The organism is Kocuria sp. BT304, from assembly GCF_003290245.1.
GTDB lineage: Bacteria > Actinomycetota > Actinomycetes > Actinomycetales > Micrococcaceae > Kocuria > Kocuria rhizophila_A.
In genome coordinates, this window is record NZ_CP030039.1 from 973,312 (window position 1) to 997,194 (window position 23,883).

Annotated in this window: 22 protein-coding genes; 14 read left to right on the forward strand and 8 right to left on the reverse strand. The window is 71.0% G+C overall.

Annotated elements, in window-relative coordinates:
• Positions 1-12 precede the first annotated feature (12 nt).
• Positions 13-585 carry a mismatch-specific DNA-glycosylase gene (locus DNL27_RS04490; protein ID WP_055085894.1) on the forward strand — a complete coding sequence of 191 codons (573 nt, stop codon included), beginning with the start codon at positions 13-15 and terminating at the stop codon, positions 583-585.
• A 78-nt stretch (positions 586-663) separates the two neighbouring features.
• Positions 664-1,545 (forward strand): hypothetical protein, encoded by an 882-nt coding sequence (locus DNL27_RS04495; RefSeq protein WP_112234821.1) that lies wholly within the window; start codon positions 664-666, stop codon positions 1,543-1,545.
• Positions 1,546-1,684: 139 nt separating this feature from the next.
• Here the strand turns inward: DNL27_RS04495 and DNL27_RS04500 are convergent, their stop codons facing one another.
• On the reverse strand, positions 1,685-3,043 hold the full coding sequence (locus DNL27_RS04500) for a carboxylesterase family protein (RefSeq protein ID WP_112234822.1): 1,359 nt from the start codon (positions 3,041-3,043) through the stop codon (positions 1,685-1,687).
• Entirely contained in the window at positions 3,036-3,476 is a 441-nt protein-coding gene (locus tag DNL27_RS04505; RefSeq protein WP_112234823.1) for a GNAT family N-acetyltransferase, read from the reverse strand. Before DNL27_RS04505 ends, DNL27_RS04500 begins: the two co-directional genes overlap by 8 nt.
• A gap of 110 nt (positions 3,477-3,586) precedes the next feature.
• Here DNL27_RS04505 and DNL27_RS04510 point away from each other — a divergent pair, with 110 nt between their 5' ends.
• The 6 genes from DNL27_RS04510 to DNL27_RS04535 all read left to right on the forward strand — a co-directional run bounded on the left by DNL27_RS04510 (position 3,587) and on the right by DNL27_RS04535 (position 8,724).
• Positions 3,587-4,273 (forward strand): trimeric intracellular cation channel family protein, encoded by a 687-nt coding sequence (locus tag DNL27_RS04510; RefSeq protein ID WP_012397861.1) that lies wholly within the window; start codon positions 3,587-3,589, stop codon positions 4,271-4,273.
• Between the two features lie 299 nt (positions 4,274-4,572).
• Positions 4,573-5,463, forward strand: coding sequence for a rhodanese-related sulfurtransferase (locus tag DNL27_RS04515; RefSeq protein WP_112234824.1), 891 nt, complete (start codon positions 4,573-4,575; stop codon positions 5,461-5,463).
• Between the two features lie 65 nt (positions 5,464-5,528).
• Positions 5,529-6,203: an MOSC domain-containing protein gene (locus DNL27_RS04520; protein WP_112234825.1), complete on the forward strand. Its 675-nt coding sequence runs from the start codon at positions 5,529-5,531 to the stop codon at positions 6,201-6,203.
• A 259-nt stretch (positions 6,204-6,462) separates the two neighbouring features.
• Positions 6,463-7,311: a uracil-DNA glycosylase gene (locus DNL27_RS04525; RefSeq protein WP_112234826.1), complete on the forward strand. Its 849-nt coding sequence runs from the start codon at positions 6,463-6,465 to the stop codon at positions 7,309-7,311.
• Positions 7,312-7,659: 348 nt separating this feature from the next.
• The gene (locus tag DNL27_RS04530; protein ID WP_112234827.1) at positions 7,660-8,046 is read left to right on the forward strand and encodes a YchJ family protein; all 387 of its coding nucleotides are present in this window, start codon (positions 7,660-7,662) and stop codon (positions 8,044-8,046) included.
• 159 nt (positions 8,047-8,205) lie between these two features.
• Complete coding sequence (locus DNL27_RS04535) at positions 8,206-8,724, forward strand: O-acetyl-ADP-ribose deacetylase (protein WP_112234828.1); 519 nt, start codon at positions 8,206-8,208, stop codon at positions 8,722-8,724.
• A gap of 364 nt (positions 8,725-9,088) precedes the next feature.
• Here the strand turns inward: DNL27_RS04535 and DNL27_RS04540 are convergent, their stop codons facing one another.
• Entirely contained in the window at positions 9,089-9,640 is a 552-nt protein-coding gene (locus DNL27_RS04540; RefSeq protein WP_162627096.1) for a GNAT family N-acetyltransferase, read from the reverse strand.
• 318 nt (positions 9,641-9,958) lie between these two features.
• A complete protein-coding gene (locus DNL27_RS04545; RefSeq protein ID WP_112234830.1) occupies positions 9,959-10,945 on the reverse strand; it encodes a malate dehydrogenase in 987 nt (328 codons plus the stop codon).
• Positions 10,946-11,083: 138 nt separating this feature from the next.
• On the opposite strand from DNL27_RS04545, the gene tpx reads away from it, so the two are divergent.
• Entirely contained in the window at positions 11,084-11,581 is a 498-nt protein-coding gene (gene tpx / locus DNL27_RS04550; RefSeq protein WP_112234831.1) for a thiol peroxidase, read from the forward strand.
• Between the two features lie 230 nt (positions 11,582-11,811).
• Here tpx and DNL27_RS04555 read toward each other — a convergent pair whose 3' ends face one another.
• Both DNL27_RS04555 and DNL27_RS04560 read right to left on the reverse strand, forming a co-directional pair.
• Complete coding sequence (locus DNL27_RS04555) at positions 11,812-14,025, reverse strand: NADP-dependent isocitrate dehydrogenase (protein WP_112234832.1); 2,214 nt, start codon at positions 14,023-14,025, stop codon at positions 11,812-11,814.
• A gap of 219 nt (positions 14,026-14,244) precedes the next feature.
• Complete coding sequence (locus tag DNL27_RS04560; RefSeq protein WP_369061093.1) at positions 14,245-14,697, reverse strand: lipopolysaccharide assembly LapA domain-containing protein; 453 nt, start codon at positions 14,695-14,697, stop codon at positions 14,245-14,247.
• Positions 14,698-15,087: 390 nt separating this feature from the next.
• Here DNL27_RS04560 and DNL27_RS04565 point away from each other — a divergent pair, with 390 nt between their 5' ends.
• From DNL27_RS04565 to DNL27_RS04575, 3 genes are all read left to right on the forward strand, one after another.
• Complete coding sequence (locus tag DNL27_RS04565; protein ID WP_112234833.1) at positions 15,088-16,875, forward strand: ABC transporter family substrate-binding protein; 1,788 nt, start codon at positions 15,088-15,090, stop codon at positions 16,873-16,875.
• Positions 16,876-16,983: 108 nt separating this feature from the next.
• Entirely contained in the window at positions 16,984-18,519 is a 1,536-nt protein-coding gene (locus tag DNL27_RS04570) for an ABC transporter permease (RefSeq protein ID WP_110919615.1), read from the forward strand.
• Positions 18,516-19,622 (forward strand): ABC transporter permease, encoded by a 1,107-nt coding sequence (locus DNL27_RS04575; protein WP_239494452.1) that lies wholly within the window; start codon positions 18,516-18,518, stop codon positions 19,620-19,622. The genes DNL27_RS04570 and DNL27_RS04575 overlap by 4 nt, the downstream gene beginning before the upstream one ends.
• Before the next feature lie 11 nt (positions 19,623-19,633).
• Here the strand turns inward: DNL27_RS04575 and DNL27_RS04580 are convergent, their stop codons facing one another.
• Positions 19,634-20,266, reverse strand: coding sequence for a PH domain-containing protein (locus DNL27_RS04580; protein WP_239494453.1), 633 nt, complete (start codon positions 20,264-20,266; stop codon positions 19,634-19,636).
• A 71-nt stretch (positions 20,267-20,337) separates the two neighbouring features.
• Between DNL27_RS04580 and DNL27_RS04585 the strand changes: the two genes are divergently transcribed.
• Both DNL27_RS04585 and DNL27_RS04590 read left to right on the forward strand, forming a co-directional pair.
• Positions 20,338-22,482: an ABC transporter ATP-binding protein gene (locus DNL27_RS04585; RefSeq protein ID WP_112234835.1), complete on the forward strand. Its 2,145-nt coding sequence runs from the start codon at positions 20,338-20,340 to the stop codon at positions 22,480-22,482.
• A gap of 88 nt (positions 22,483-22,570) precedes the next feature.
• On the forward strand, positions 22,571-23,269 hold the full coding sequence (locus DNL27_RS04590) for a maleylpyruvate isomerase family mycothiol-dependent enzyme (RefSeq protein WP_112234836.1): 699 nt from the start codon (positions 22,571-22,573) through the stop codon (positions 23,267-23,269).
• Between the two features lie 18 nt (positions 23,270-23,287).
• Here DNL27_RS04590 and DNL27_RS04595 read toward each other — a convergent pair whose 3' ends face one another.
• Entirely contained in the window at positions 23,288-23,836 is a 549-nt protein-coding gene (locus DNL27_RS04595; RefSeq protein WP_229578060.1) for a hypothetical protein, read from the reverse strand.
• Positions 23,837-23,883: the final 47 nt, after the last annotated feature.

Genomic DNA, 23,883 nt, shown 5'->3' on the forward strand with positions numbered 1-23,883 from the left:
GGATCGGTGCCCATGGGCTTCACACGCGCCGAGCTGGACTCCTACCGGGACCGCACCGTCCCGGATCTGCTGCCGGATCCTCTGCGGCTGCTGTTCGTGGGCATCAACCCGGGGCTGTGGACCGCGGCCACGGGAGCGCACTTCGCCCGTCCCGGCAACCGGTTCTACCCGGCGCTGCACCGTGCGGGCATCACGGACACGCGCATCGACGCCGCGGCCGGCTACGACCCCGCAGACCTCGCCCAGCTCACGGGCCGTGGGATCGGGATCAGCAACGTGTGCCCGCGCGCGACCGCACGGGCGGACGAACTCACCCGGGAGGAGCTGCGAGAGGGCGCCCGCCGGCTCGACCGCCTCGTCCGGGAGCGCCACCCGGCCGTGGTGGCGGTGCTGGGGATCACGGCCTACCGGGAGGCGTTCGAGCGCCCCGGCGCTGCCACGGGCAGGCAGGACGCGCCCTGGCCGGGCACCGAGCTGTTCGTGGCGCCCAACCCCAGCGGACTCAACGCCCACTCCTCCCTGGACGACCTCGCGCACGCCTACGCCGAGATCGCCCGGGCCGCGGGTGTCCTCCCGGGCCGGTAGCACCTCGGCGGTAGCATCGGAGGTCCCCCCCTCCCGCCCGGCACCACGCGCCGCGCGGGTGACCCCGAAAGGCGGCCGATGTCAGAGCACGCAGATCCCCCCACGTCCTCGCCGGGTGCCGTGAACCGGTTCCGGTCGGCATGGGCCTCCCACCGGTGGCTGCGACCCGTGGCGGGCATGGCCGCGTGCGCGGTGCTCTACACGGTGTGCGGGGTCACCGGTCAGCTCGCGTCGAGCGGGGCGGTGGTCCTGCTGGCCGGGGTGCTGCTGATTGCCTCCGTGGTGGGATTCATCTGGTTCGCCGTGCTGCTGGTCCGCAGCCTGTGGCGCTCGTGGCGCGTGCACGAGAACCGCGCGGGGCGCTACACCAGGAGCGAGCGCGCCGTCGTGGCCACCCAGGACGAGGCGCAGAGCTACTGGGCCGGTGCCAAGGAGCTGTCCCGCATGCTGGCCGCGGACCAGGTGCCGAACGCGGGCCAGGTGTGGGGAGTGGTGCTCCAGCCGGGCGAGCGGCTGATCATCGACGCCCCCGCGGACTACGCCCGGTACTACGGCACGGATGCGGTGTACCAGCACACGAGCGGGTTCTTCTTCGGCAGCACGTCCTTCGTGGTGGCGGCCTACGGCGCCACCGCCCTGGCCAACTCGTCCCGTCGCAAGGCTGCCGAGCAGGCGGCCCAGACCCAGTGGCGGGAGATCCAGCAGGCCCGGGTGATCGTCACCGACCGGCGCGCGCTGTGCCAGCGCGGGGACGGGCGGTGGCTCAGCTTCTGGTACGGCGGAGCCACCGCCCTCTACCCCGAGCCGGAGAACTGGAACGTGGTGTTCGACTTCCCGGACACCGAGCCCCTCATGCTCCACGGGCCCGCGGCTCCCTACGTGTGCGCGGCCGCGGTGCATGCCGTGTACGGGCCGGACGGCATCATGACGCACCCCGGACTGGAGCGGCTGCGGGACTGAGACCCCCGCGGACGCCCCGGACCGCGTGCTGCACCTGCCGGCGCCGCGTGAACGGTCCGCACGGAGGTCAGTTGCCCGACGACGCCCGGGCCACGTGCGCGTCACCTCCGGGGGCCGCCGACAACGATCCGCGATGATGTCAGCGGCTCGACGCCGCCCCGGTGAGGGGCAGCACCCGCAGGCCTGCCCGGGGGTCGCTGTGCGGTGTGCCGCCCCGGGCGAAGTCCGCCCACGCGCGGCGCAGCCGGGCGCCGTCGGAGAGGACCTGCTCCCACGTGTGCCCCTCCACCAGCGGGGTGCGCTCCCACACGTCGTGGCCCGGGAACAGCAGGGGCAGCTCCGAGATGTGCGCACCTGCCACCGGGTTGCGGCCCACACCCCACGAGAACTCGTACCGGTACCCGGTGCCCCCGGCCTGCGCGTGGCGCTGCGCGAAGCGCTCCGCGCCCCGGCCGTAGAGGCGCCGGGTGAAGGGCGTGATGAGCAGCCGCTCCACGCGCTTGGCCCTGCGGGGGTGCTGCATCCGGGAGAGCAGGGGTGGGATGCGGGCGGTGAACAGGGCCGCTTCCCGCGTGGTGTGGCCCACGAGGACCTCCACGTGCGGCGCCGCCTCCCGCCACGCCGCGTCGAGCTCGGCCTCCGCGGGCAGGGGGCCGTGGCCGTACTGCAGTCCGAAGGGCATCTGACCCTTGAGCCCGTGCCGCACGGCCGCCTGGGCCACGCGCTGCTGCACGGCGCGCACCTGCTCCAGCGGCGCGTCCCGGGCCAGCGGTGCGGCGGTGGCGGCCATGAGGGCGCTCATCCTCGCCCGGCCCCTGAGCAGTCCGAAGGGCGCGCTCTGGATGATCGCCCTCCGGAACAGGCCCCGGGCCTGCGGCACGACCATGAGGTGCGCCACAGCGTCCCCGCCCGCGGACTGCCCGAAGGCCGTCACGCTGCCGGGGTCCCCGCCGAACGCCGCGATGTTCTCCCGCACCCAGCGCAGCGCGGCCACGATGTCCAGCAGCCCCAGGTTGGCGGGGATGTCCTCCCCGTTGCCGAGGAAGCCGAGCAGCCCCAGCCGGTAGGTCACGCTGACCACCACCACGTGCTGCTCGGCCACGAGCGCGGCGGGGTCGTAGAACGGGGCGTCCCCTCCACCGGCCGCGTAGGAACCCCCGTGGATCCACACCATCACGGGCAGCGAGGCATCCGCGGGGGTGCCCGCCGGTACCGTCACGGACAGCCTCAGGCAGTCCTCGTCCTGGGGCAGGTCCCCGATGTTGCTGCCCACGATCTCGTCCAGGAACGGCATGGGTGGCTGCGGGCACGCGGGCGCGGGCTCCGTGGCGTGGACGGGGGACGACGCCGCGGCTGCCGGCTGCGGGCGCTCGTACCGTCCCGCGCGGGCGTACCGGATGCCGGTGGCCCGGTCCACGGGGCCGTCGTGGCGTCCGATCACGGTGCCGCACGGAGCACTCCAGCGGGGCGCTCCGGCGCTGGCGGGGGCCTCAGTCACCGGGGCCCTCCAGACGCAGGCTCATCCCGACGGTGCGCGGTGCCCTGTCCTCGAAGCCGTGACGCGCGTACAGGGGCTGGCCGGGACCGTCGGCCATGAGGCTCACGTAGGCGCCCGGGGGAGCGGAGGCGCGGATGGTGTCCAGCAGGTGCTCGAGGACGGCGCTTCCCAGGCCCTGACGCTGGTGCTCGGGCAGCACGGCCATGTCGATCACGTGGAAGTACCACCCGCCGTCCCCGATCACGCGGCCCATGCCCACCGTGGCCCCGCTCCGGAGGTGGCGCACGTGCACGGCGGCCCACGCACCCGCAATGCCGGCCTCGGCCTGCTCGCGGGTCTTGGGGTGCATGCCGGTGTCCCGGCGCAGCGCGAGGTAGTCGGCCACGGAGGGCGGGCCCTCCAGCAGGGTGTATCCGGGACGAACGTCGGTCATGGGACCATCCTGGCCCACCCGTCCGACATACGCAGCGGCGGTGCCCGTGCGGCCGGGCCCTATGCTGGTCCCCGGACAGCGGCGGACATGGTCAGAGGAGGCGGCACCCGGTGGAGCTCGAGGCGGAGGCCGTGTTCGACGTCGTGGACCTGCTGGGCGTGCTCACCAACGGCATCCTGGGCGGGGTGGTGGCCCGGCAGCTGCGCATGGACCTCGTGGGGTTCGTGGTGCTCGCGATCGTCTCGGGACTGGGCGGCGGCATGCTGCGCGACACCCTCCTGCAGCAGGGGTTCCCCGTGGCGCTGACCAATCCCGCGTACCTCACCACGGCGCTCGCGGGCGCACTGGTCGCCTATCTCATGGTCTTCGGCAGCAAGTGGACCTTCCGGGCGCTGTTCGTCGCGGACTGCCTCTCCGTGGGCTGCTGGGCCGCCACCGGCACCGTCAAGGCGCTCGGCGCGGGGCTCGCGTGGCCGCCCGCGATCCTGCTGGGCGTGGTCACGGCGGTGGGCGGCGGCATGATCCGCGACATCGCCGTGGGCCGGCTGCCCGCGATCTTCGGGGGCAACACCCTCTATGCCACAAGTGCGCTGCTCGCGAGCGGTCTCATGGCCCTGCTCTCCGTGCTCGGGCACCCCACGTGGGGCATGGCCGGGGCCATCGTGCTCAGCGCCGTGCTCAGCGTGTCCGCGCGGCGCTTCGGCTGGCGCCTGCCCGGCCCCGCCAACCTCAGCCCCGGGGCGCTGAAACGGCTGCGGCGCCACCCCACGCCGGGCAAGCACACGCGCCGCGGCTGAGCCTCGGCCCGGGGCCCTGCCGTGGCCGGCGCGCGGTGCCACGGGCCCCTCCCTCGAGTGCGGACACCCCGCTCACACGGCCCACCGCACAAAGGACGCGCGGCGGAAGGGGGCGCTGCGCGCTCGGGTGCTGGGGGAGGATGCGCACGGTCGCAGACTACCCGGGCCTGTGGGCTGGATGGGGGGACAACACCTCTGCGCTCTCCAGATGACGCACACGGGTCTCGGCGGCCCAGCCCGGAACTGGCCCGCCGGGGCGTGCGCCTCTCCGTCCGCAGGGCCCCCGCTACGCTGGTTCCATGTCCGTCCCCAAGATCGTGCTGTTCTACGTGTTCACCCCGCTCGCGGACCCGGAGGCCGTGAAGCTGTGGCAGCTGAACCTCGCGCAGCGCTCCGGGGTGAAGGGCCGGATCATCGTCTCGGAGCAGGGCATCAACGCCACCGTGGGCGGGGACATCCATGACGTGAAGGCCTACGTCCGCGGCCTCAAGGAGTACGCCCCGTTCCAGCACGCGGACATCAAGTGGTCCGACGGGGCGGGGGACGACTTCCCACGGCTGAGCGTGAAGGTCCGCCCGGAGCTCGTGACCTTCGACGCCCCGGACCTCATCCGCGTCACCGAGCACGGCGTGGCGGGCGGGGGCACCCATCTGTCGCCCCACGAGGTGCACGAGCTCGTGGAGCGGCGCGGTGAGGACGTGGTGTTCTTCGACGGCCGCAACCAGCTGGAGGCGGAGATCGGGAGATTCCGCGGCGCCGTCGTGCCCCGCACCGAGACCACGCGGGACTTCCTGCGGGAGCTGGACTCCGGCGCCTACGACCATCTCAAGGACAAGGCCCTGGTGACCTACTGCACCGGCGGGATCCGCTGCGAGGTGCTGAGCGTGCTGCTGCGCAACCGCGGGTTCCGGGACGTGTACCAGCTGGACGGTGGGATCGTGCGCTACGGGGAGGCCTACGGGGACCGCGGCCTGTGGGACGGGTCCCTCTACGTCTTCGACGAGCGCCGGCACCTGGAGTTCTCGCCCTCGGCCCGGTCCCTGGGGCGGTGCGTGCAGTGCGGGGAGGCCACGCCCCGGTACGTGAACTGCGCCAACCAGCAGTGCCGCCGGCTGTTCCTGTGCTGCGAGACCTGCACGGGCACGGGAGCCCGGACCCGGTGCGCGGACTGCGTCCCGGTGGCCGCCTGACGGACCAGCCACTCGCACGACCCCGTGGCGGCCGCCGCCACCCACCCCGAGACCAGGAGACCACCGTGGAGAACCCTCAACCCACCGTCACCGACGCCGCAGTGACCGCCCTGCACACCGGGGAGGTGCGGGCTCACCGGTGGGACGGTCGGGAGCTGGAGACCGCCGCCGAGAAGTCACCGCGTACCGGGAGGCTCTTCCTGAGCGGCACCGGGTTCATCGGGGACGAGCAGGGCGACCTCCAGCACCACGGCGGTCCGGACAAGGCGGTGTGCTGCTACGCGGCCGAGAACTACGACGCGTGGTGCGCAGAGGGGCGGGACCTCGGCCCCGGGGCGTTCTCGGAGAACCTCACCCTGCGCGGTGCCACGGAGGACCGCGTGTTCCTGGGCGACACGTTCCAGGTGGGCACCGCACTGGTCCAGGTCACCCAGCCGCGGACCCCCTGCAACACCATCTCGCGCCGCTGGTCGGACTGGGACCTGCCGCGGGAGATGGAGCGGACGGCCCGTATCGGCTTCTACCTGCGGGTCCTGCGGGAGGGCCACGTGGGCGCCGGGGACGCCTTTGAATTCATGAGCCGGCCCTCGGGTGCGGTGTCCGTGGGCGACGTCGTGCGCATCATGGCCGCCGGGACCGTGGACCGGGAGGCATACCGTGGCCTGGCGTCCGCGCCCGAGTTCCCGGAGCAGTGGCGCCGCAAGATCCTGCGCCGACTCGGGGAGAACGGTCTGCTGTGAGCGCACGACGCCGCCGCGGTCCGGGCCCGCACCCGGCGCACCTGCCGCTCGCGCGTGCGGGGTCGACCCGTCCCGTCCCGGCCCGATCCGGACTCGCCCTGCGCCGTGCGACCGGAAACGACCCCGGGCCCCGATCACCCCTGCAGGACGCGGTTCCCGCCGGGTGCGCCAACGGTCCCGGGCAGTATCGCGCCCCGTTCTCGATCCCGCCCGGACACGCACCCCGTCCGAGACACCGAGCAGCGAGAAGGGACCCGCGATGACCCAGGACGCCGCCCGCCCGCTGCCTCACCCCCTCACCGGGCAGCCGTTCCCGTCGCCGGTGCCGCCCGGCACGGGGTGGCCCGAGGACCCCGCCGCCACGGACACCCCCGTGGCGCACGACGACGCCGCGGTGCGCGATCTCGCCGCGACCGCCGAGGACGTGGACCAGCTCAACGCGATGGCCAGCGTGTGCCGTGCGTGCGAACGGCTCGTGCAGTGGCGTGAGGACGTGGCGCAGACCAAGCGCGCATCCTTCGCGGGCGAGCCGTACTGGGGCAGACCCGTGCCGTCCTACGGGGACCCCCGGGCGCGCGTGGCGGTCATCGGGCTGGCCCCCGCGGCGAACGGTGGAAACCGCACGGGGCGCATGTTCACGGGGGACCGGGCGGGGGACTGGATCTACGCGGCCCTGCACCGCGCGGGGTTCGCCGAGCACGAGACCGTGAGCACCGCCGGGGATGGCCAGGCACTGCACGGGGTCCGCATGGTCGCCCCGGTGCGCTGCGCCCCGCCCGCCAACAAACCGACGCCCGACGAGAAGGCCGCGTGCGGTGGCTGGTTCGACCGTGAGATCGCCCTGCTCACCGAGCTGCGGGGCATCCTGGCGCTCGGCGGCATCGCGTGGCAGACGGTGCTCGCCGCGGCCGTGCGGATGGGCTGGGAAGTGCCCCGGCCGCGCCCGAAGTTCGGGCACGGCGTCGTCGTGCCCCTGCGCACCCCGGACGGCCGGGACGTGCGACTCGTGGGCTGCTACCACGTGAGCCAGCGCAACACCTTCACGGGTCTGCTCACCGAGCAGATGCTCGACGACGCCCTGGCCCTGGCCGCCTCGGCGGGCACCTGATCGGGGCGCCGAGTGCCCGACGGCCCGGTGTTGCAGCAGTCCGGCGGGCTCGCCCGTCCAGGCACGTAGCGGGGCCGGTCGCCCGGGTGCGCACGGTCTGCGATCCGGTCGAGCGGGGCGAGTGGTGCCGCGCCACGGTCTCGCGGGCGCGCGAGGAGAACACGCGGACCATGGAGTCAGGGCATCTGGGGCGCGGCGGGGGCGAGGCGTGGGTGTCCGAGGCGGCTGTCATGGAGGCGCCCGGGGCCCGGTGACGCGGTAGCCCGGTGGGCTCGGCCGCGCTGCCACGTGATGGCGGGCATGGGCGGCCCTGTGGCGTTCGGCGCCTCGCCGGTAGGCTGGACGACCATGAACGTGTGTCCCTGCGGTGGTGTCCCTGCCGGTGCGTCCTTCGAGCAGTGCTGCGGGCCGGCGCTCGCGAACGATGCGTGGCCCGAAACGGCCGAGGCGCTGATGCGCTCGCGGTACACGGCGTTCGCCCTGGGTGCGGAGGACCACCTGTTCCGCACGTGGCACCCCGGCACCCGCCCGGCGGACACGACGGTGGACCCGGACACCCGCTGGGCCGGTCTGCAGGTGGACAGCGTGGCCGCGGGGGGACCGGAGGACGAGCACGGCATCGTGGAGTTCACCGCACACCACGTCACGGCCGGCCGGCCCGGCAGCATGCACGAGATCTCCGAGTTCGCGCGGCGCGCGGGCCGCTGGATGTACGTGGGGCCGGCCGCCTGCTGAGCGCCCGTCCCGGCAGGTGCGGCGCGGCACCGGAACGCGCCGCGAGGTGCCGGACGGGACCGAGGCCTGCGGGCGGCGCCATCCCCGCAGGCGGCACGCCCGGATCCGGCCCGCCCGCGCGGCCGCCCCCGCCGCGAGATGCCGCAGTAGGGTTGGCCCATGAACATCGAGATCCGCAAGGGCGACATCACCAGGGTCGAGACGGACGCGCTCGTCAACGCGGCCAACTCCACGCTGCTCGGCGGCGGGGGAGTGGACGGGGCGATCCACCGGGCCGCGGGCAAGCAGCTGCTGGCCGAGTGCCGGAAGCTGCGGGAGACCACGCTGCAGGACGGCCTCCCCGCGGGTCAGGCCGTGGCCACGGGCGGCTACGAGCTCCCCGCGCGCTGGGTCATCCACACGGTGGGCCCGGTCTACGCCAAGACCAAGGACAAGAGCGACATCCTCGCGTCCTGCTACCGGGAGTCGCTGCGCGTGGCAGACGAGATCGGTGCGAGGTCGGTGGCGTTCCCGGCCATCTCCGCGGGGATCTACGGATGGCCCATGGACAGCGCCACAAAGATCGCCGTGGACACGGTGCTGGCCACGGACACGACGGTGGAGACCGTGGTGTTCGTGCCGTTCTCGGCGGACGCGGAAACCGCCTTCCGAGCAGCCCTCGAGGCCGCGAAGGCCTGACCCGCCGCGCGGAACCGATCCACCAGCCACCACTGACCCGGCGCGGCGCAACTGACCCGCCGCGGCACCCTCACGCCCGCACCACCCAGGGTTAAGTGCAGATTTTGCCGAAACTCGACCCCCGTTTCGGCAAAATCTGCACTTTTTCCTGGGGCCGCTGGCGGCAAAAAAGGCTGAGCGGTGCCGGTACCGTGCACTCCTCCGTTTCAGAGCCCATTCCCGCCGGTGACCGAGACGAAGGAGGTGTCGCTCCGTGTTCCGCAATGCACCGAGCGTCAGGACATCTCGCGCGCGAAGCTCACGTGACAAGGGCGGGGATATCCGCTCAGGAGATGCCAGCTCTGCCGGGCAGGGAGCGGTATTCTCAACCGGCGAATTCCGTGGGAAGACCCCGCAATAACCGCGCGAGTCGCAGGTCATCCGCGCCCGGTCGTTGCCTGAAGCTCCCTCGGGTCCTTGAGAGTTCCACGAAGCCGAGGGACAAGTACAGCCGGATGGCGGGGACATTGGTGGACAGCACCTTCAGCCAGACCTGGTGGCCGTCGTGCTGAGCGGCTCGATCCAACGCCGCGCGCACGAGCTGGCGAGCCACTCCCTGTCTGCGCGCTGTCGGAGCCGCCGCCAGTCCGGCGATATACCAGTCGCCGAACGGCCCTAACTCTGGGCGTATCTTGATGTAGCCCACGATGCTCTCGGACTGCCAGGCGACCAGCACGTCCTGCACCGTGGTTCCCGTGGGCGCTCCGAAGAACGGCCGGGCGGCACTCCAGTGCTCACCGGGATCGGTGCGCGGAGACCATCCGGCATGGTCGATACGGGCCAGAATCCAGTCGTCCGCCAGACACGCAGGCCGGATGAATATCTCATCGGTCTCCAGCTCCGGCTGCTCGGCGCGCTCCATGCTGTGGTCACTCACCTGGCACCCCTCCGGTGGCTTGCTCGGTCCACGACATCATGCAAGACAGAGGGTGGCGTGGGCGGTCACGAACGGGTTGGCCAGCTCTCGTGTGGAGTAAATGCAGATGGGCGAGCCGAAATCAGCATTAGCGGAGTAATTGCGCTAGGAGGACGACGGAGGGAAGCAGTAGGGGACTGCTGCAAGGCCCCCGCGCCCGCACCACATGGGCTTAAGTTCAGCTTTTGCCCAAATTCGACCCAGTGTCGGCAAAACCTGCACTTTTTCCTGGGAGGAGGCGGCGTCCACGAGCGGTGCGGCCCCGGCGGCGCGGCCTGATCAGATCAGGCCCAGCTCCTGCACCGCGGCGCGCTCCGACTCCAGCTCCGCCACGGAGGCGTCGATGCGCGCGCGGGAGAACTCGGAGATGTCCAGGCCCTGCACGATGGACCAGTCCCCTCCGGACGTGGTCACCGGGAAGGAGCTGACCAAGCCCTCCGGCACACCGTAGGAGCCGTCCGAGACCACGGACATGGAGGTCCAGTCGCCGCGGTGGTTGCCCAGCATGAGGTCCCGGGCGTGGTCGATGGTCGCGTTCGCTGCAGACGCCGCCGACGACGCCCCGCGGGCCTCCAGGATCGCGGCACCCCGCTTGGCCACCGTGGGGATGAACGTGTCCTGCACCCACTCGCGGGAGACCAGGTCCAGGGCCGGGCGACCGGCCACCCGGGCGTGGTCCAGGTCCGGGTACTGGGTGGCGGAGTGGTTGCCCCACACGGAGAGGTGCTTCACGTTGTCCACGGACGCTCCGGTCTGCGCGGCGAGCATGGCCACGGCCCGGTTGTGGTCCAGGCGGGTCAGCGCGCTGAAGCGGGAGGCGGGGATGTCCGGGGCGTTGCGCTGGGCGATCAGTGCGTTGGTGTTGGCGGGGTTGCCCGTGACCACCACGCGGACGTCGTGGTCCGCCACGTCGTTCAGCGCCCTGCCCTGCTCGGTGAAGATCGCCCCGTTGGCCTCCAGCAGATCGCCGCGCTCCATGCCCTTGGTGCGCGGGCGGGCACCGACGAGCAGGGCCAGCTGGGCGCCGTCGAACACCTCGCGGGGGTCCGAGCCGATCTCCACGTCAGCGAGCAGCGGGAACGCGCAGTCCTGCAGCTCCATGACGGTGCCCTCCAGGGCGGGCAGCGCCGAGGGGATCTCCAGCAGCCGCAGCCGGACGGGGCGCTGGCGGCCCAGCATGTCCCCGTGGGCGATCCGGAAGAGCAGGCTGTAGCCGATCTGGCCGGCGGCTCCGGTGACGGCCACGGTGACGGGTGTGAGGCTCACGGTGATTCCTCCTGGGGTGCGTGACGCGTGTGTGGTGCGTCACAACGGGCACGGTGTGACCGACAGTATCAGCGCACCGGTTCAGCGCACGGCATAAGCACCTGTGCGCGCGGCACCGCGTCGGCCCACAATGGAGTCATGACTGACACCGCATTCCAAGGAAATCCCGTGCATACCGCGGGCGAGCTGCCCGCCGAGGGCACCTCCGTCCCCGCCTTCGACCTGGTCGGCGCCGATCTGGGCCCCGTGGCGTCGGACGAGTTCACCGGCCAGCGCATGGTGCTCAACATCTTCCCGTCCCTGGACACCGGCGTGTGCGCCCAGTCCGTGCGCGAGTTCAACAAGCGCGCGTCCGAGCTGCAGAACACCGCCGTGCTGTGCGTGTCCAAGGACCTCCCGTTCGCGCAGGCGCGCTTCTGCGGCGCCGAGGGACTCGACAACGTGGTCACCGCCTCCGCGTTCCGCTCCTCGTTCGGCGAGGACTACGGCGTGACCATGACGGACGGCCCGCTCGAGGGCCTGCTCGCGCGCGCCGTGGTGGTCGTGGACGAGAACGGCCGGGTGGTCCACACCCAGCTCGTCCCCGAGATCACCGAGGAACCGGACTACGACGCCGCCGTGGCCGCCCTGTCCTGACCCGGCAGCTCCCGCGCCGGACGGGGGACTGAGCTCGCGCCCTCCTGACCCGCGCGTAGTGCCCTGCCCCCGCGCGAGCTCGACGCCCTCGCCGGGCTGAGCCCGGCCCACCACACCAGACACGACGACGCCGCCGCGTCCCCGACGAGGGGGCGCGGCGGCGTCGTCACAGCAGCGAGCGGTCCGAGGACCACGCGGTGCGCCCACAGGTGCGCCGCGTGCGGGTCGGATCAGGCCGTGAGGGAGTCCACGATCCGGTTCAGCGTGGCGGACGGGCGCATGACTCCCGAGACCAGCTCCGGCTTGGGCCAGTAGTAGCCGCCGAGGTCCGCGGGGGAGCCCTGCACGCCGAGCAGCTCGGCGTTGATGGTCTCCTCGTTGGCGCGCAGCTCGGAGGCCACCTCCCGGAAGGCCTGGGCCAGCTCGGCGTCCTCGGTCTGCCGGGCGAGCTCCTCGGCCCAGTACATGGCCAGGTAGAAGTGCGACCCGCGGTTGTCCAGCTCGTTGACCTTGCGGGACGGGGACTTGTTCTCGTTCAGGAACGTGCCCGTGGCCCGGTCCAGGGTGTCCGCGAGGACCTGCGCCTTGGGGTTGTCGAAGCGCGTGGCGAGGTGCTCGAAGGAAGCCGCAAGCGCCAGGAACTCACCGAGGGAGTCCCAGCGCAGGTGGTTCTCCGCCTGCAGCTGCTGCACGTGCTTGGGGGCCGAGCCGCCGGCACCGGTCTCGAAGAGGCCGCCGCCGTTCATGAGCGGCACGATCGAGAGCATCTTCGCGGAGGTGCCCAGTTCCAGGATGGGGAACAGGTCCGTGAGGTAGTCGCGCAGCACGTTGCCGGTCACCGAGATGGTGTCCTCGCCGCGGCGGATGCGGTCGATGGTGAACTGGGTGGCCTCCACGGGGGAGAGGATGCGGAGGTCCAGCCCGTCGGTGTCCTCCTGGGCGAGGTAGGTGTTGACCTTCTCGATCAGGTTGCGGTCGTGGGCGCGGGACTCGTCCAGCCAGAACACCGCGGGCATCCCGGACTCGCGGGAGCGGCGCACGGCCAGCTGCACCCAGTCCTTGATGGGGGCGTCCTTGGCCTGGCACGCACGCCAGATGTCACCCGGCTGGACGTCGTGGGACATGAGCACGTTCCCGGCGGAGTTGACCACCTGCACGGTGCCGGCCTCGGTGATCTCGAAGGTCTTGTCGTGGGAGCCGTACTCCTCGGCCTTCTGCGCCATGAGACCGACGTTCGGCACGGTGCCCATGGTGGTGGGGTCGTACGCGCCGTTCTCGCGGCAGTCGTCGATCACGGTCTGGTACACACCGGCGTAGGAGGAGTCCGGCAGCACGGCCAGGGTGTCCTTCTGCTCGCCCTCGCGGCCCCACATCTGGCCGGAGGTGCGGATCATCGCGGGCATGGAGGCGTCCACGATCACGTCCGAGGGCACGTGCAGGTTGGTGATGCCCTTGTCCGAGTTCACGTAGGCGAGCTCGGGGCCGTTGTCGATGGCCTCCTGGAACGCGGCCTTGATCTCGGCGCCGTTCTCCAGGGCGTCCAGGCCCGAGAGGATCCCGGCCAGTCCGTCGTTGGGGGAGAGTCCGGCCTTGGCCAGGTCCGCGCCGTAGCGCTCCATGACGTCCTGGAAGAACGCGCTGACCACGTGGCCGAAGATGATGGGGTCCGAGACCTTCATCATGGTGGCCTTGAGGTGGGCGGAGAACAGGATGCCCTCCTCCTTGGCGCGGACCACCTGGGCCGTGAGGAACTCGTCCAGGGCGGCGGCGCTCATGAACGTGGCGTCCACCACCTCACCGGCGAGCACGGGCACCGACTGCTTGAGCACGGTGGTCTTGCCGTCGCTGACCAGCTGGATGGTGAGGGTGTCGTCCGCGGGCATCACCACGGACTGCTCGTTGGTGCGGAAGTCGTCGTGGCCCAGCGTGGCCACGTTGGTCCTGGAGTCCTTGGACCACGCGCCCATGGTGTGCGGGTGCTTCTTGGCGTACTCCTTGACGGCCTTGGGCGCCCGGCGGTCCGAGTTGCCCTCGCGCAGCACCGGGTTCACGGCGGAGCCCTTCACGCGGTCGTAGCGCGCGCGGACGTCCTTGGCCTCGTCCGAGGAGGCGTCCTCCGGGTAGTCCGGCAGGTCGTAGCCGTCGGCCTGCAGCTCCTTGATGGCGGCCTTGAGCTGCGGGATGGAGGCCGAGATGTTGGGAAGCTTCACGATGTTGGCCTCCGGCGTCTTCGCGAGCTCCCCGAGCTCCCCGAGGGTGTCCGGGACGCGCTGCGCGTCCGTGAGCCGGTCCGGGAACTGCGCCAGGATGCGGGCGGCCAGGGAGATGTCCCGGGTCTCGACCTCCACCCCGGCCGTGGACGCGAACGCCTCGACCATGGGCTTGAACGAGTACGTGGCCAGCATGGGCGCTTCGTCGGTCTCGGTGTAGATGATCTTGGGCATGGACAATGACTCCTTGCATCGACGGTCACTGGGGCTGCCCTCCAGAGTACCCGCACCGTTCTGCGTTCCGCCCTGCCGCAGCGGGGTCGCAGCGCGGTTGTGACCTCCCTCTCCGCACCCGGTCGCACGGGGCGTCCCGGGCCCTCGAGGTCCCCGGGCACGACGGCGCGCGGCGCCGGTCCCGCGAACCGGTCACCGCGCGCGGCAGTGGTGGGCTGCTCAGCCCTCGAGGGTGTGCTTGATCCGCTCGCGCTCGCGCTCGAGCTTGCGCACCCGGCGTCCCAGGGCGAACATCCGCACGGAGCCCACGAGCGCCATGATCAACGCGCCGGCGATCGCCGAGAGCAGCATGGCCACACCCAGCGGCAGGCTGAACGTCCACGCCATGTACTCGAAGCGCGTGCCCACGTTGTTCTGGATGATGAAGACCAGCAGCAGGATCAGCACGATCACTCCCGCGATCAGCGCCGCCCACACGGTGCCGGAGACACCGCGCTTGACGGGGGTGTCCAGGGCGGGGTCCGTGGCGGGCGCGGTGGTGCGGGTGCGTCCCGCCTTCCGGGGGTGGGTGTCCTGCGGGCCGTGGCCGCCCGGATCCACGGCGGGGTTCTCGTCCACCGTGGCGCCCCGGTCCGCCGACGCCGCAGGGGCCGCCCCCTCACGGTCGGTCACCTCGGGCTCGTGCAGCTCCCGTGCCTGCCGGGGTGCAACCGGGCCCGGGCCGGGGCCCCCGGCGGCGTCGTCGCCCGGAAGGCCTGATGCTGCGGGACGTTCGTGCGGCGTGGTGCTCACTGGGGCCTCCCGGGATGTCGTGGAACGGATGCCTCCAGGGTAGGGCAGGAGCCGGGCCGCGGGGGCGGGCGGGGGAGAGGGCGCGACACGCCGAAAACGTCGACACGCTCGCGACACGCTGACATCTCGCCCGGAATCGGTGAACGCTGGGTAACCTGTCGTTCATTGTGAGACGCACCATAATCAACGGTGACGCCGGCCACGGCTCGGGGTGACAACCACCGGGGGTGCAACGCACATTCCACGGGCACCACATCAGGAGGAAACGTCATGGGAAAGTACACCTTCAAGGGGAAGGCGGCCGTGTCTCTCACGGCCATCGCTGCACTGACACTCACCGGTTGCGCCAGCGTGGGCGGCGGCGGGGACGACAAGAAGGACGGCGGTGACAGCGGCGCGGCCAAGGACGGCGGCGTGGTGACCGTGGCCGAGACCAACAAGTTCTCGGGCGCGAACCCCGGCTACACCAAGACGAACCTGGACATCAACGGCCACGTGGCGGAGATGACCCGCGAAGGGTTCACCACGGTGGACCCGGAGCAGAAGATCCACCCCAACGAGGGCTTCGGCACGTACAAGAAGACCTCGGACGACCCCCTGACGGTCGAGTACACGCTCAAGGACCCGCAGTGGTCGGACGGCAACAAGATCGACAAGGCCGACCTCATGCTGTGGTGGAGCGAACTCTCCGGCTACGCGAACGACTCCAGCGAGGACGGCAAGACCGGCAAGGACTACTTCTCGATCGCCGGCTCCACGGACATCCTGGGCTCCACGGAGATGCCCACGTTCTCCGAGGACGGCAAGACCATGACCGTCACGTGGGGCAAGCAGAACGCGGACTGGGAGATCGCCTTCGACGAAAACTACCTGATGCCCGCGCACGTGGTGGCCAAGAAGGCCGGGATGTCCGAGGACGAGCTGCTCAAGGTGCTGGAGAACCAGAAGAAGGGGGACTCCAAGAGCCCGCAGAAGCAGCCCGAGCTGGAGAAGATCGGCAAGGCCTGGGACACCTCCTTCAACTTCACGTCCACCCCGGACGACAAGGACGTCCTCGTGGCCAACGGTCCGTACACGATCGACACCGTGGTGGAGAACAACTCCGTCACGCTGAAGAAGAACGAGAACTACAAGGGCGAGCACCAGGGCAAGCTGGACGAGATCACCCTGCGCACCATCGGCGACGCCACGGCTCAGATCCAGGCGCTGCGCAACGGCGAAGTGGACATCATGCAGCCGAACAACGTCAACAAGGACACGATGGACCAGGTCAAGCAGATCGAGAACGTGAACGTGCAGCAGGGCGACCAGCTCGCGTACGACCACGTGGACCTGAACTTCGGCTCGGACACATTCAAGGACAAGGAGACCCGCGAGGCGTTCCTGAAGACCATCCCGCGCCAGCAGATCCTCGACCAGCTGGTCAAGCCGGTCAAGGAGGACGCCGAGGTGCTCAACTCGCAGATGTTCGTTTCCAGCCAGGGCGATGCCTACACGAAGGCCGTGGAGAAGAACGACGCCAAGAAGCTCTACGGGGACGTGGACATCGACGGCGCCAAGAAGCTGCTCGACGGCAAGACGCCCACGGTGCGGATCCTCTACAACAACGGCAATCCGCAGCGCGTGGACACCTTCCAGCTGATCAAGGAGTCCGCGGAGAAGGCCGGGTTCAAGGTCGAGGACCTGGGCGACCCGAACTGGTCCGAGAAGCTCTCCGACGGCGACTATGACGCGTCCCTGTACGGCTGGGTCTCCCCGGGCGTGGGCACCGAGATGCTCTCGCAGATCTTCAAGACCGGCGGCGGCGGCAACTACAACAAGTACTCGAACGCGGACGTGGACAAGCTCGTGGACGAGGCCCGCGCCAACCTGGACGAGTCCTCGCGCAACGACCAGATCGCTGAGGTGGACAAGCACACCTTCGAGGACGCGTACGGTCTGCCGCTGTTCCAGTCCGTGGGCTACGTGGCCACGTCCGACAAGATCGCCGGTGTGGACAAGTACCAGCCGAACCAGACCGGTGTGTTCTGGAACGTCTCCGAGTGGAGCCGCAAGTAGGACTGTCGACCCCCGTCGACTGAGGCCCTCCCCTCATGACCGCTGCGCGGGCGCGGGATTCTCGCGCCCGCGCAGCGTCGTGACCACCACTCTCTTCGAGGCAGCAACATGACTTCATACATTCTCAGACGGCTCATCACGGCCGTGCTCATCCTGCTGGGCGCATCGTTCATCGTGTACCTCATGACGGCGGCGTCCGGAGACCCCCTGTGGGACCTCTACGGCAATCCCAATGCGCAGCAGCTAATCCCGGCGCGCGTGGAGGCCCTCAACCTGGACACCCCGCCCATCCTGCGCTACTTCACGTGGCTCGGCGGCGCCGCAGGGTGCCTCGTGCCCTTCGCCGACACCTGTTCCCTGGGCGTCAGCCGCGACGGCCAGGAAGTGACCGAGCTGCTGGCCTTCGCCATGACCCAGACCATCATGCTGGTCACGGTGGGCACCATCCTCGCGATCGTCGTGGGCATCACCCTGGGCATCGTCTCCGCCCTGCGCCAGTACTCCGGACTGGACTACGGCATCACGTTCCTCACGTTCCTGTGCTTCTCGCTGCCGAGCTTCTGGCTCGCGGTGCTGCTCAAGGAGGTCGTGGCCATCCAGTTCAACGACTTCCTGCAGAAACCGGTGCTCTCCATGGTGTCCATCGTGGTGATATCCCTGGTGGTCGCGCTGATCTGGTTCCTCGTCTCCTTCGGGCGGATGCGCACCCGGCTGCTCCTGGCCGGCGCCGGTTTCGTGGTGACCTTCGGCGTCATCTACTTCGTGTTGGCCACGGACTGGCTGAACCACCCGTTCCTGGGCATCCCGCTGATCGCGCTCACGGGCATCCTGGTGGCGGTGATCGCCACCGTGCTGATGGCCGGGCTGCGCAACAGGCGCGCGCTGTACGCCGCGCTGGGCACGGTGGTGCTGGGCCTCGCGCTGTACTTCCCGGTGCAGTACGCGTTCAAGGGCGCCGGACTGCTGACCGTCCTGGCACTGGTCGTCGTGCTGACCGCGGCGGGTGCCGCCATCGGCTACTTCGCCGGCGGCTACGACCGCGGCCAGGGCGCCCGCGTGGCCGGTGTCACCGGGTTCTTCGTCGCGCTGCTGATCATCCTGGACCGCTTCATGCAGTCCTGGCCGGACTACGTGGACTCGAGCCACATCCGCGGCCGTCCGATCGCCACGGCCAACTCCGCGACCCCCGGTTTCACGGGTGACTTCTGGACCACGGGCCTGGACCGCTTCACCCACCTGCTGCTGCCCACCATCTGTCTGACGCTGCTGGCACTGGCCTCCTACTCCCGCTACTCCCGCGCGTCGATGCTGGAGATCATGGGCCAGGACTACGTCCGCACCGCGCGGGCCAAGGGCCTCTCCGAGCGGACCGTGGTCATGCGCCACGCCTTCCGCAACGCGCTGATCCCACTGGCCACGCTGGTGGCCTTCGACATCGGCGGTCTGATCGGCGGCGCCATCATCACCGAGTCCGTGTTCGCGTTCACCGGCATGGGGCAGCTGTTCGTCCAAGCGGTGCGCAATGTGGACCCCAACCCGGTGATGGGCGTCTTCCTGGTCACCGGCATCGTCGCCATGGTCTTCAACCTCGTCGCAGACCTGGTGTACTCCGTACTCGACCCCCGAGTGAGGGTGAAAGCATGAGCCAGCCACAACCCATCGACGTTCCCGAGACCATGGAACAGCACCCCGAAGCGGGGCAGAAGCCCCACGACGTGCGCGGCAAGAGCCAGGGCCAGCTGGTCCGGCAGCGGTTCTTCGGCAACACCGGCGCCGTGGTCTCCCTCGCGGTGCTGCTGTTCATCGTGGTGCTCTCCGTGACCTCACTGGGCATCGGGCCCATCCCCGGCTGGTGGAAGTGGGGTCCGGACGCCACCGGCACCGTGCTCGACGGCGGCCGTCCCACCCTGTCCCTGCTCCCGCCCTCGCTGGGGGAGCACCCGTTCGGGCAGGACAACCTGGGTCGCGACCTCTTCGCCATGGCCATGCAGGGCACGCAGTACTCCCTGATCGTAATGGTCGTGGTGGGTGTCGTGGCCGGCATCGTGGGCACCGTGATCGGCGGTCTCTCCGGCTTCTTCCGCGGCTGGACCGAGGCCGTGCTGATGCGCCTGACGGACGTGATCATCATCATCCCGCTGGTGATCCTCGCCGCGCTGCTCGGCCGGCTGGCCATCTCCTGGGTGCGTTCGCACGGACTGCCCACGTTCGCCACGGTGATCGCCCTCGGTCTGCTCATCGGGCTGGCCTCGTGGCCGGGCCTGGCGCGACTGGTGCGCGGCGAGTTCCTCACGATGCGCGAACGCGAGTTCGTGGACGCCGCCCGCCTGGCCGGTGCCTCCAGCGGGCGCATCATCTTCAAGCACATCCTGCCCAACACGGTGGGCGTGATCACGGTGAACATCACGCTGCTGATGTCCTCCGCGATCTTGCTGGAGACCGCACTGTCCTACCTGGGACTGGGCATCCAGGCCCCGGACTGGTCCCTGGGCCGGTTGATCAGCGAGAACCAGACGGCGTTCGCCACCCGGCCGTGGCTGTTCTGGTGGCCCGGTGTGTTCATCGTGGCGATTGCGCTGACCATCAACTTCATCGGCGACGGCCTGCGGGACGCCTTCGATCCGCGCCAGCGCAAGTTCAATCCCAAGCGCGCCCGCGAGATCGGCGAGGGCACGGACGAGATGCACGCGCCCACCCCCGGCACCGAGGCCGCCTCACGCGGCGCCACGGAGCAGGCGGGCCGATGACCCCGCCGGTCTCACACCGTGTACAGCAGGACGCTCGCCGCGCCCAGCACGACGACCGCCGCGAGCGGTCCGGCCACGACGTGGGAACGCACGGGCTCGGGATCCTTGTCCGTGGCGAAGACGTCCAGTTCGCCGGTGTCGATCTTGCGCTGCCACAGGGTGCGCACGCGGTGAGCGGCCGCGCCGGACGCCGTGGAGGTGAGATCACCCACGCGCACCGACCCGTCCGGGCGTGCGATGGGGTGGTTGCGGTTCACGGCGTCCGCCCCGGCGCGCAGGGTGGAACCGGCACCGGACGCCGGCAGCGCGAAGCTGGAGTGGGCACGCTCCTCGGTGGCGATCGTCACCGCGAACCGGGTGCGCACGTCCACGATCCGGCCCCACGGGATGCTCACGGAGCGTGCCGGATTCACCAGGCGCACACCCTCCGAGCGGACCTCCAGGCGCGGACGCCAGTACAGCGCGTACCCCAGCGCCGCCAGGGCCAGTCCGCCGCACACCGCGGCCACGTGGTGCGAGGCGGTGTGACCCCACCCGCTCAGCAGCACCACGAGGCCCAGGGTTGCCAGGAAGCCCGTCAGCCACGGCGCCGACGCCGCTCGGTAGGTCTCGCGCCCCGGGGCGGGTTCATGGGTCTTCGGCATGACCCCCATGCTAGGCAATGTGCGCGCGCCACGGCCGCGCACCGAGTTCTCAACACGACGGAGCACACACGATGAGCACCTCGCACCAGCCCCACGGAATCCCCGAGGGCACCCCCGAGCCGCACCACTCCACGGGCGATCCGCACGCCACCGGCAACGCTCCCGCGGCCCCGGACGCGGCGGCGTCGTCCGCCCGCACCGACGCGACGGGCGGCGAGCCCGCCGCCTCGGAGCCCACGGCCGCCGAGCACAACGCGCCGTGGAACGGCGCCCGGACCGGTGACGGCCGTGTGGCAGCCCCCGAGGACCCGGCCGCCGCCGACCCGGGCTCACCGGGTGCCACCGCTGCCGGGGCCACGGCCGCGAGCGCGGCCGCCGGAACCACCGCCGCGGGTGCCGAGAAGCGGCGCGGCCGCAGGGCCCAGCGCGCCGAGACCGGTGCCCGCCGGGGCAGGCCCCGCACGACCGCGGCACGCGGAGAGTCCGTGCTGCGTGTGCGCGGACTGTCCGTGGACTTCGGCGTGGACCGCGAGTGGGTTCCCGCCGCGATCGACCTGAACTACGACGTCGCCGCGGGCGAGGTGCTCGCGATCGTGGGCGAGTCCGGCTCCGGCAAGTCCGCGAGCTCGATGTCCATGCTGGGGCTGCTGCCCTCGAACGCCCGCGTGCGGGGGTCCGCCATGCTGGGCGGTGAGGAGCTGGTGGGCCTTCGGGGCAACGCCCTGCGCCGGGTGCGCGGCGAGGAGATCGCCGTGATCTTCCAGGAGCCCATGACGGCCCTGAACCCCGTGTACACGGTGGGCCAGCAGATCGTGGAGACCATCCGGCTGCACCGGGACGTCTCACCGGCCGAGGCCGCGGAGCGCGCCAAGCAGATGCTCACCATGGTGGAGCTGCCGGACCCGGAGAAGGCGTTCCGCTCCTATCCCCACCAGCTCTCGGGCGGTCAGCGGCAGCGCGCGATGATCGCGCAGTCCCTGTCCTGCGACCCCAAGCTGCTGATCGCGGACGAGCCCACCACGGCGCTGGACGTGACAGTGCAGGCCGAGATCCTGGACCTGATCCGCAACCTGAAGGACCAGCTGGACTCCGCGGTCATCCTCATCACCCACGACATGGGTGTGGTGGCGGACCTCGCGGACAAGATCGCGGTCATGCAGAAGGGCGTGATCGTGGAGCAGGGGACCGCGGAGCAGATCTTCACCGCGCCGCAGCATCCCTACACCAGGACGCTGCTGCAGGCCGTCCCCCACCTGGGCGAGGGCAACGAGGACGACGAGTCCGTTGACATGATCGCGGTCCTGGAGCAGTCCCTGGCCAGGCCCATGGCCGTGGACCGCAGCACCGCGGAGGAAGCCTCCATGGACACCCTCGCGCAGCGTGTGGTGGCCCCGGTGCTGCAGCTCAAGGACGTGGCCATCGAGTACCCAAAGCAGGGGCGCAACCCCGCGTTCCGCGCGGTCGAGGACGTGAGTCTCACCGTGGCCGCGGGGGAGACCGTGGGCCTGGTGGGCGAGTCCGGTTCCGGCAAGACCACCATCGGCCGTGCGGCCGTGGGACTGCTGCCCACGGTGGCGGGCTCCCTCGTGGTGGACGGCGTGGAACTGGCCGGGGCGTCCCGGTCCACGCTGAACAAGGTCCGCAAGGACGTGGGCATGGTCTTCCAGGACCCGGCCTCGTCCCTGAACCCGCGGCTGCCCATCGGCGAGTCCATCGGCGAACCCATGTTCCTGGCCGGCGTGGCCAAGGGCGGGGAGCTGCAGAACCGGATCGAGCAGCTGCTGGACCAGGTGCGCCTGCCGCGCAACTACCGCAACCGCTACCCCCACGAGCTCTCGGGCGGTCAGAAGCAGCGCGTGGGCATCGCCCGCGCCCTGTCCCTGAAGCCCAAGCTGCTCGTGGCGGACGAGCCGACCTCCGCACTGGACGTGTCCGTGCAGGCCACGGTGCTGGATCTGTTCGAGGAGCTGCAGGCGGAGATGGGTTTCGCGTGCCTGTTCGTGACCCACGACCTCGCGGTGATCGACCGGCTGGCCAACCGGATCGTGGTCATGCAGCACGGTCACATCGTCGAGCAGGGCGCGCGCGAGGCCGTGCTGCGCCACCCGGAGCAGGAGTACACCAAGCGGCTGCTCGCGGCCGTGCCGGTGCCCTCGCCCGAGGCGCAGCGCGTGCGGCGTGAGCTGCGCCAGCAGATGGCGCACCACGTGTCCTAGCGCGGCCGGAGTGCGGAACGGGACGTCGTCCGACGGATGGCGTCCCGTGTCCGTGGCGCCACCGGGGTGGCCTCGCTACGCTGGCGCCATGGTGAACCCCACGCGTCTCTCGTCCGACCTCGCCCGGCTGCAGCACGAGCCGGACTCCTATCTGGCCACCGTCGACTCCCTCTCCGAGCAGCAGCTGCTGGAGCCCTCTCTGTGCGGGTCGTGGGACCGGGCCCACGTGGTGGCCCACCTCGCGTCCAACGCGCGGGCCATCGCCAAGCTCGTGGACTGGGCCGTGACCGGCGAGCGGCAGCAGCCCTACACGTCCCGGGAGCTGCGGGACGCCGAGATCGACGAGCTCGCCGCGCTGCCGCGGGAGCAGCTGCTGCGGCGCTCGGCGGACAACGCCGCCCACTTCGCCCGGCAGTGCGAGCGCCTGGCCGGTCCGCTGCGGGTCACGGACCTGGACCTGCACGGCAAGCCCATCACCGCGGCCGCCATCCCGTCCGTGCGCGTCGCGGAGCTCGTGATGCACCACGACGACCTCGACACCTCGTGGACCCTCGCGGACGCGGACCCGCAGTCGGTGCTCGACACCCTGGAGGGCGCGGTGCGGACCATGCGGGCCAAGGGCGCACCCGGGATGACGCTGCGCACCACCGAGCACGACGAGTGGGTGGTCGGTGACGGCGGTCAGCTGGTCACCGGGGACCGCGTGGCGCTGCTGGGCTGGCTGGCCCGCGGCAGGACCGAGGGCGTGCGCAGCGGGGGAGCGCTGCCCGAGCTGCCTGCCTGGTGAGGTTCCCGGGGGAGGGGCTCAGTCCCTGACCCCGAACAGCCACGGCTCCGCACGGTCCGTGTGTGGGTCGTCGAAGTTCACGAACGTGCGCCCCTTGGCCTCCACGGCCTGGTACTCCTGCACCACTTCCAGGCTCAGCCGCTCGCGGTGCTCCACCTCGGCGATCACGGCGGTGGCCCCGGAGCGGTCCGGGAGGGTGGCCGGGTAGGCCAGGGCGGCCACCAGGATGCTGGGGGCCTTCTCCCGGGCGGTGGCGCGCAGGGAGTCCAGGATCTCCTCGGGGGACAGGCCCTCGGGGTCCACGGAGTCGAGCTCGAACTCGCCGTCCTTGCGGCCCGTGACCAGGAACGCGGGGAACGCGCCGTACTGCACGACCTGGTCCTCCACGACCGCCTGCACGTGGCTCAGTGCGGTGTCCACCGCCTCCACGGCCGCGTCCGAGACCCACTGGCGCCAGGCGTTGTCGTGGTCGGCCCGGGCGCGGGCGGCCTCCGCCTTCGTCATCCGGGACGTGCCCCGGGAAGGCGTGGAGCGGCGTCGTGAGGAGTGTGCGGAGGGCTGGGCCACGGAGGGGGTCTCCTTCGGGGAGTGAGGGGTGTGCTCAATCCAGGGTA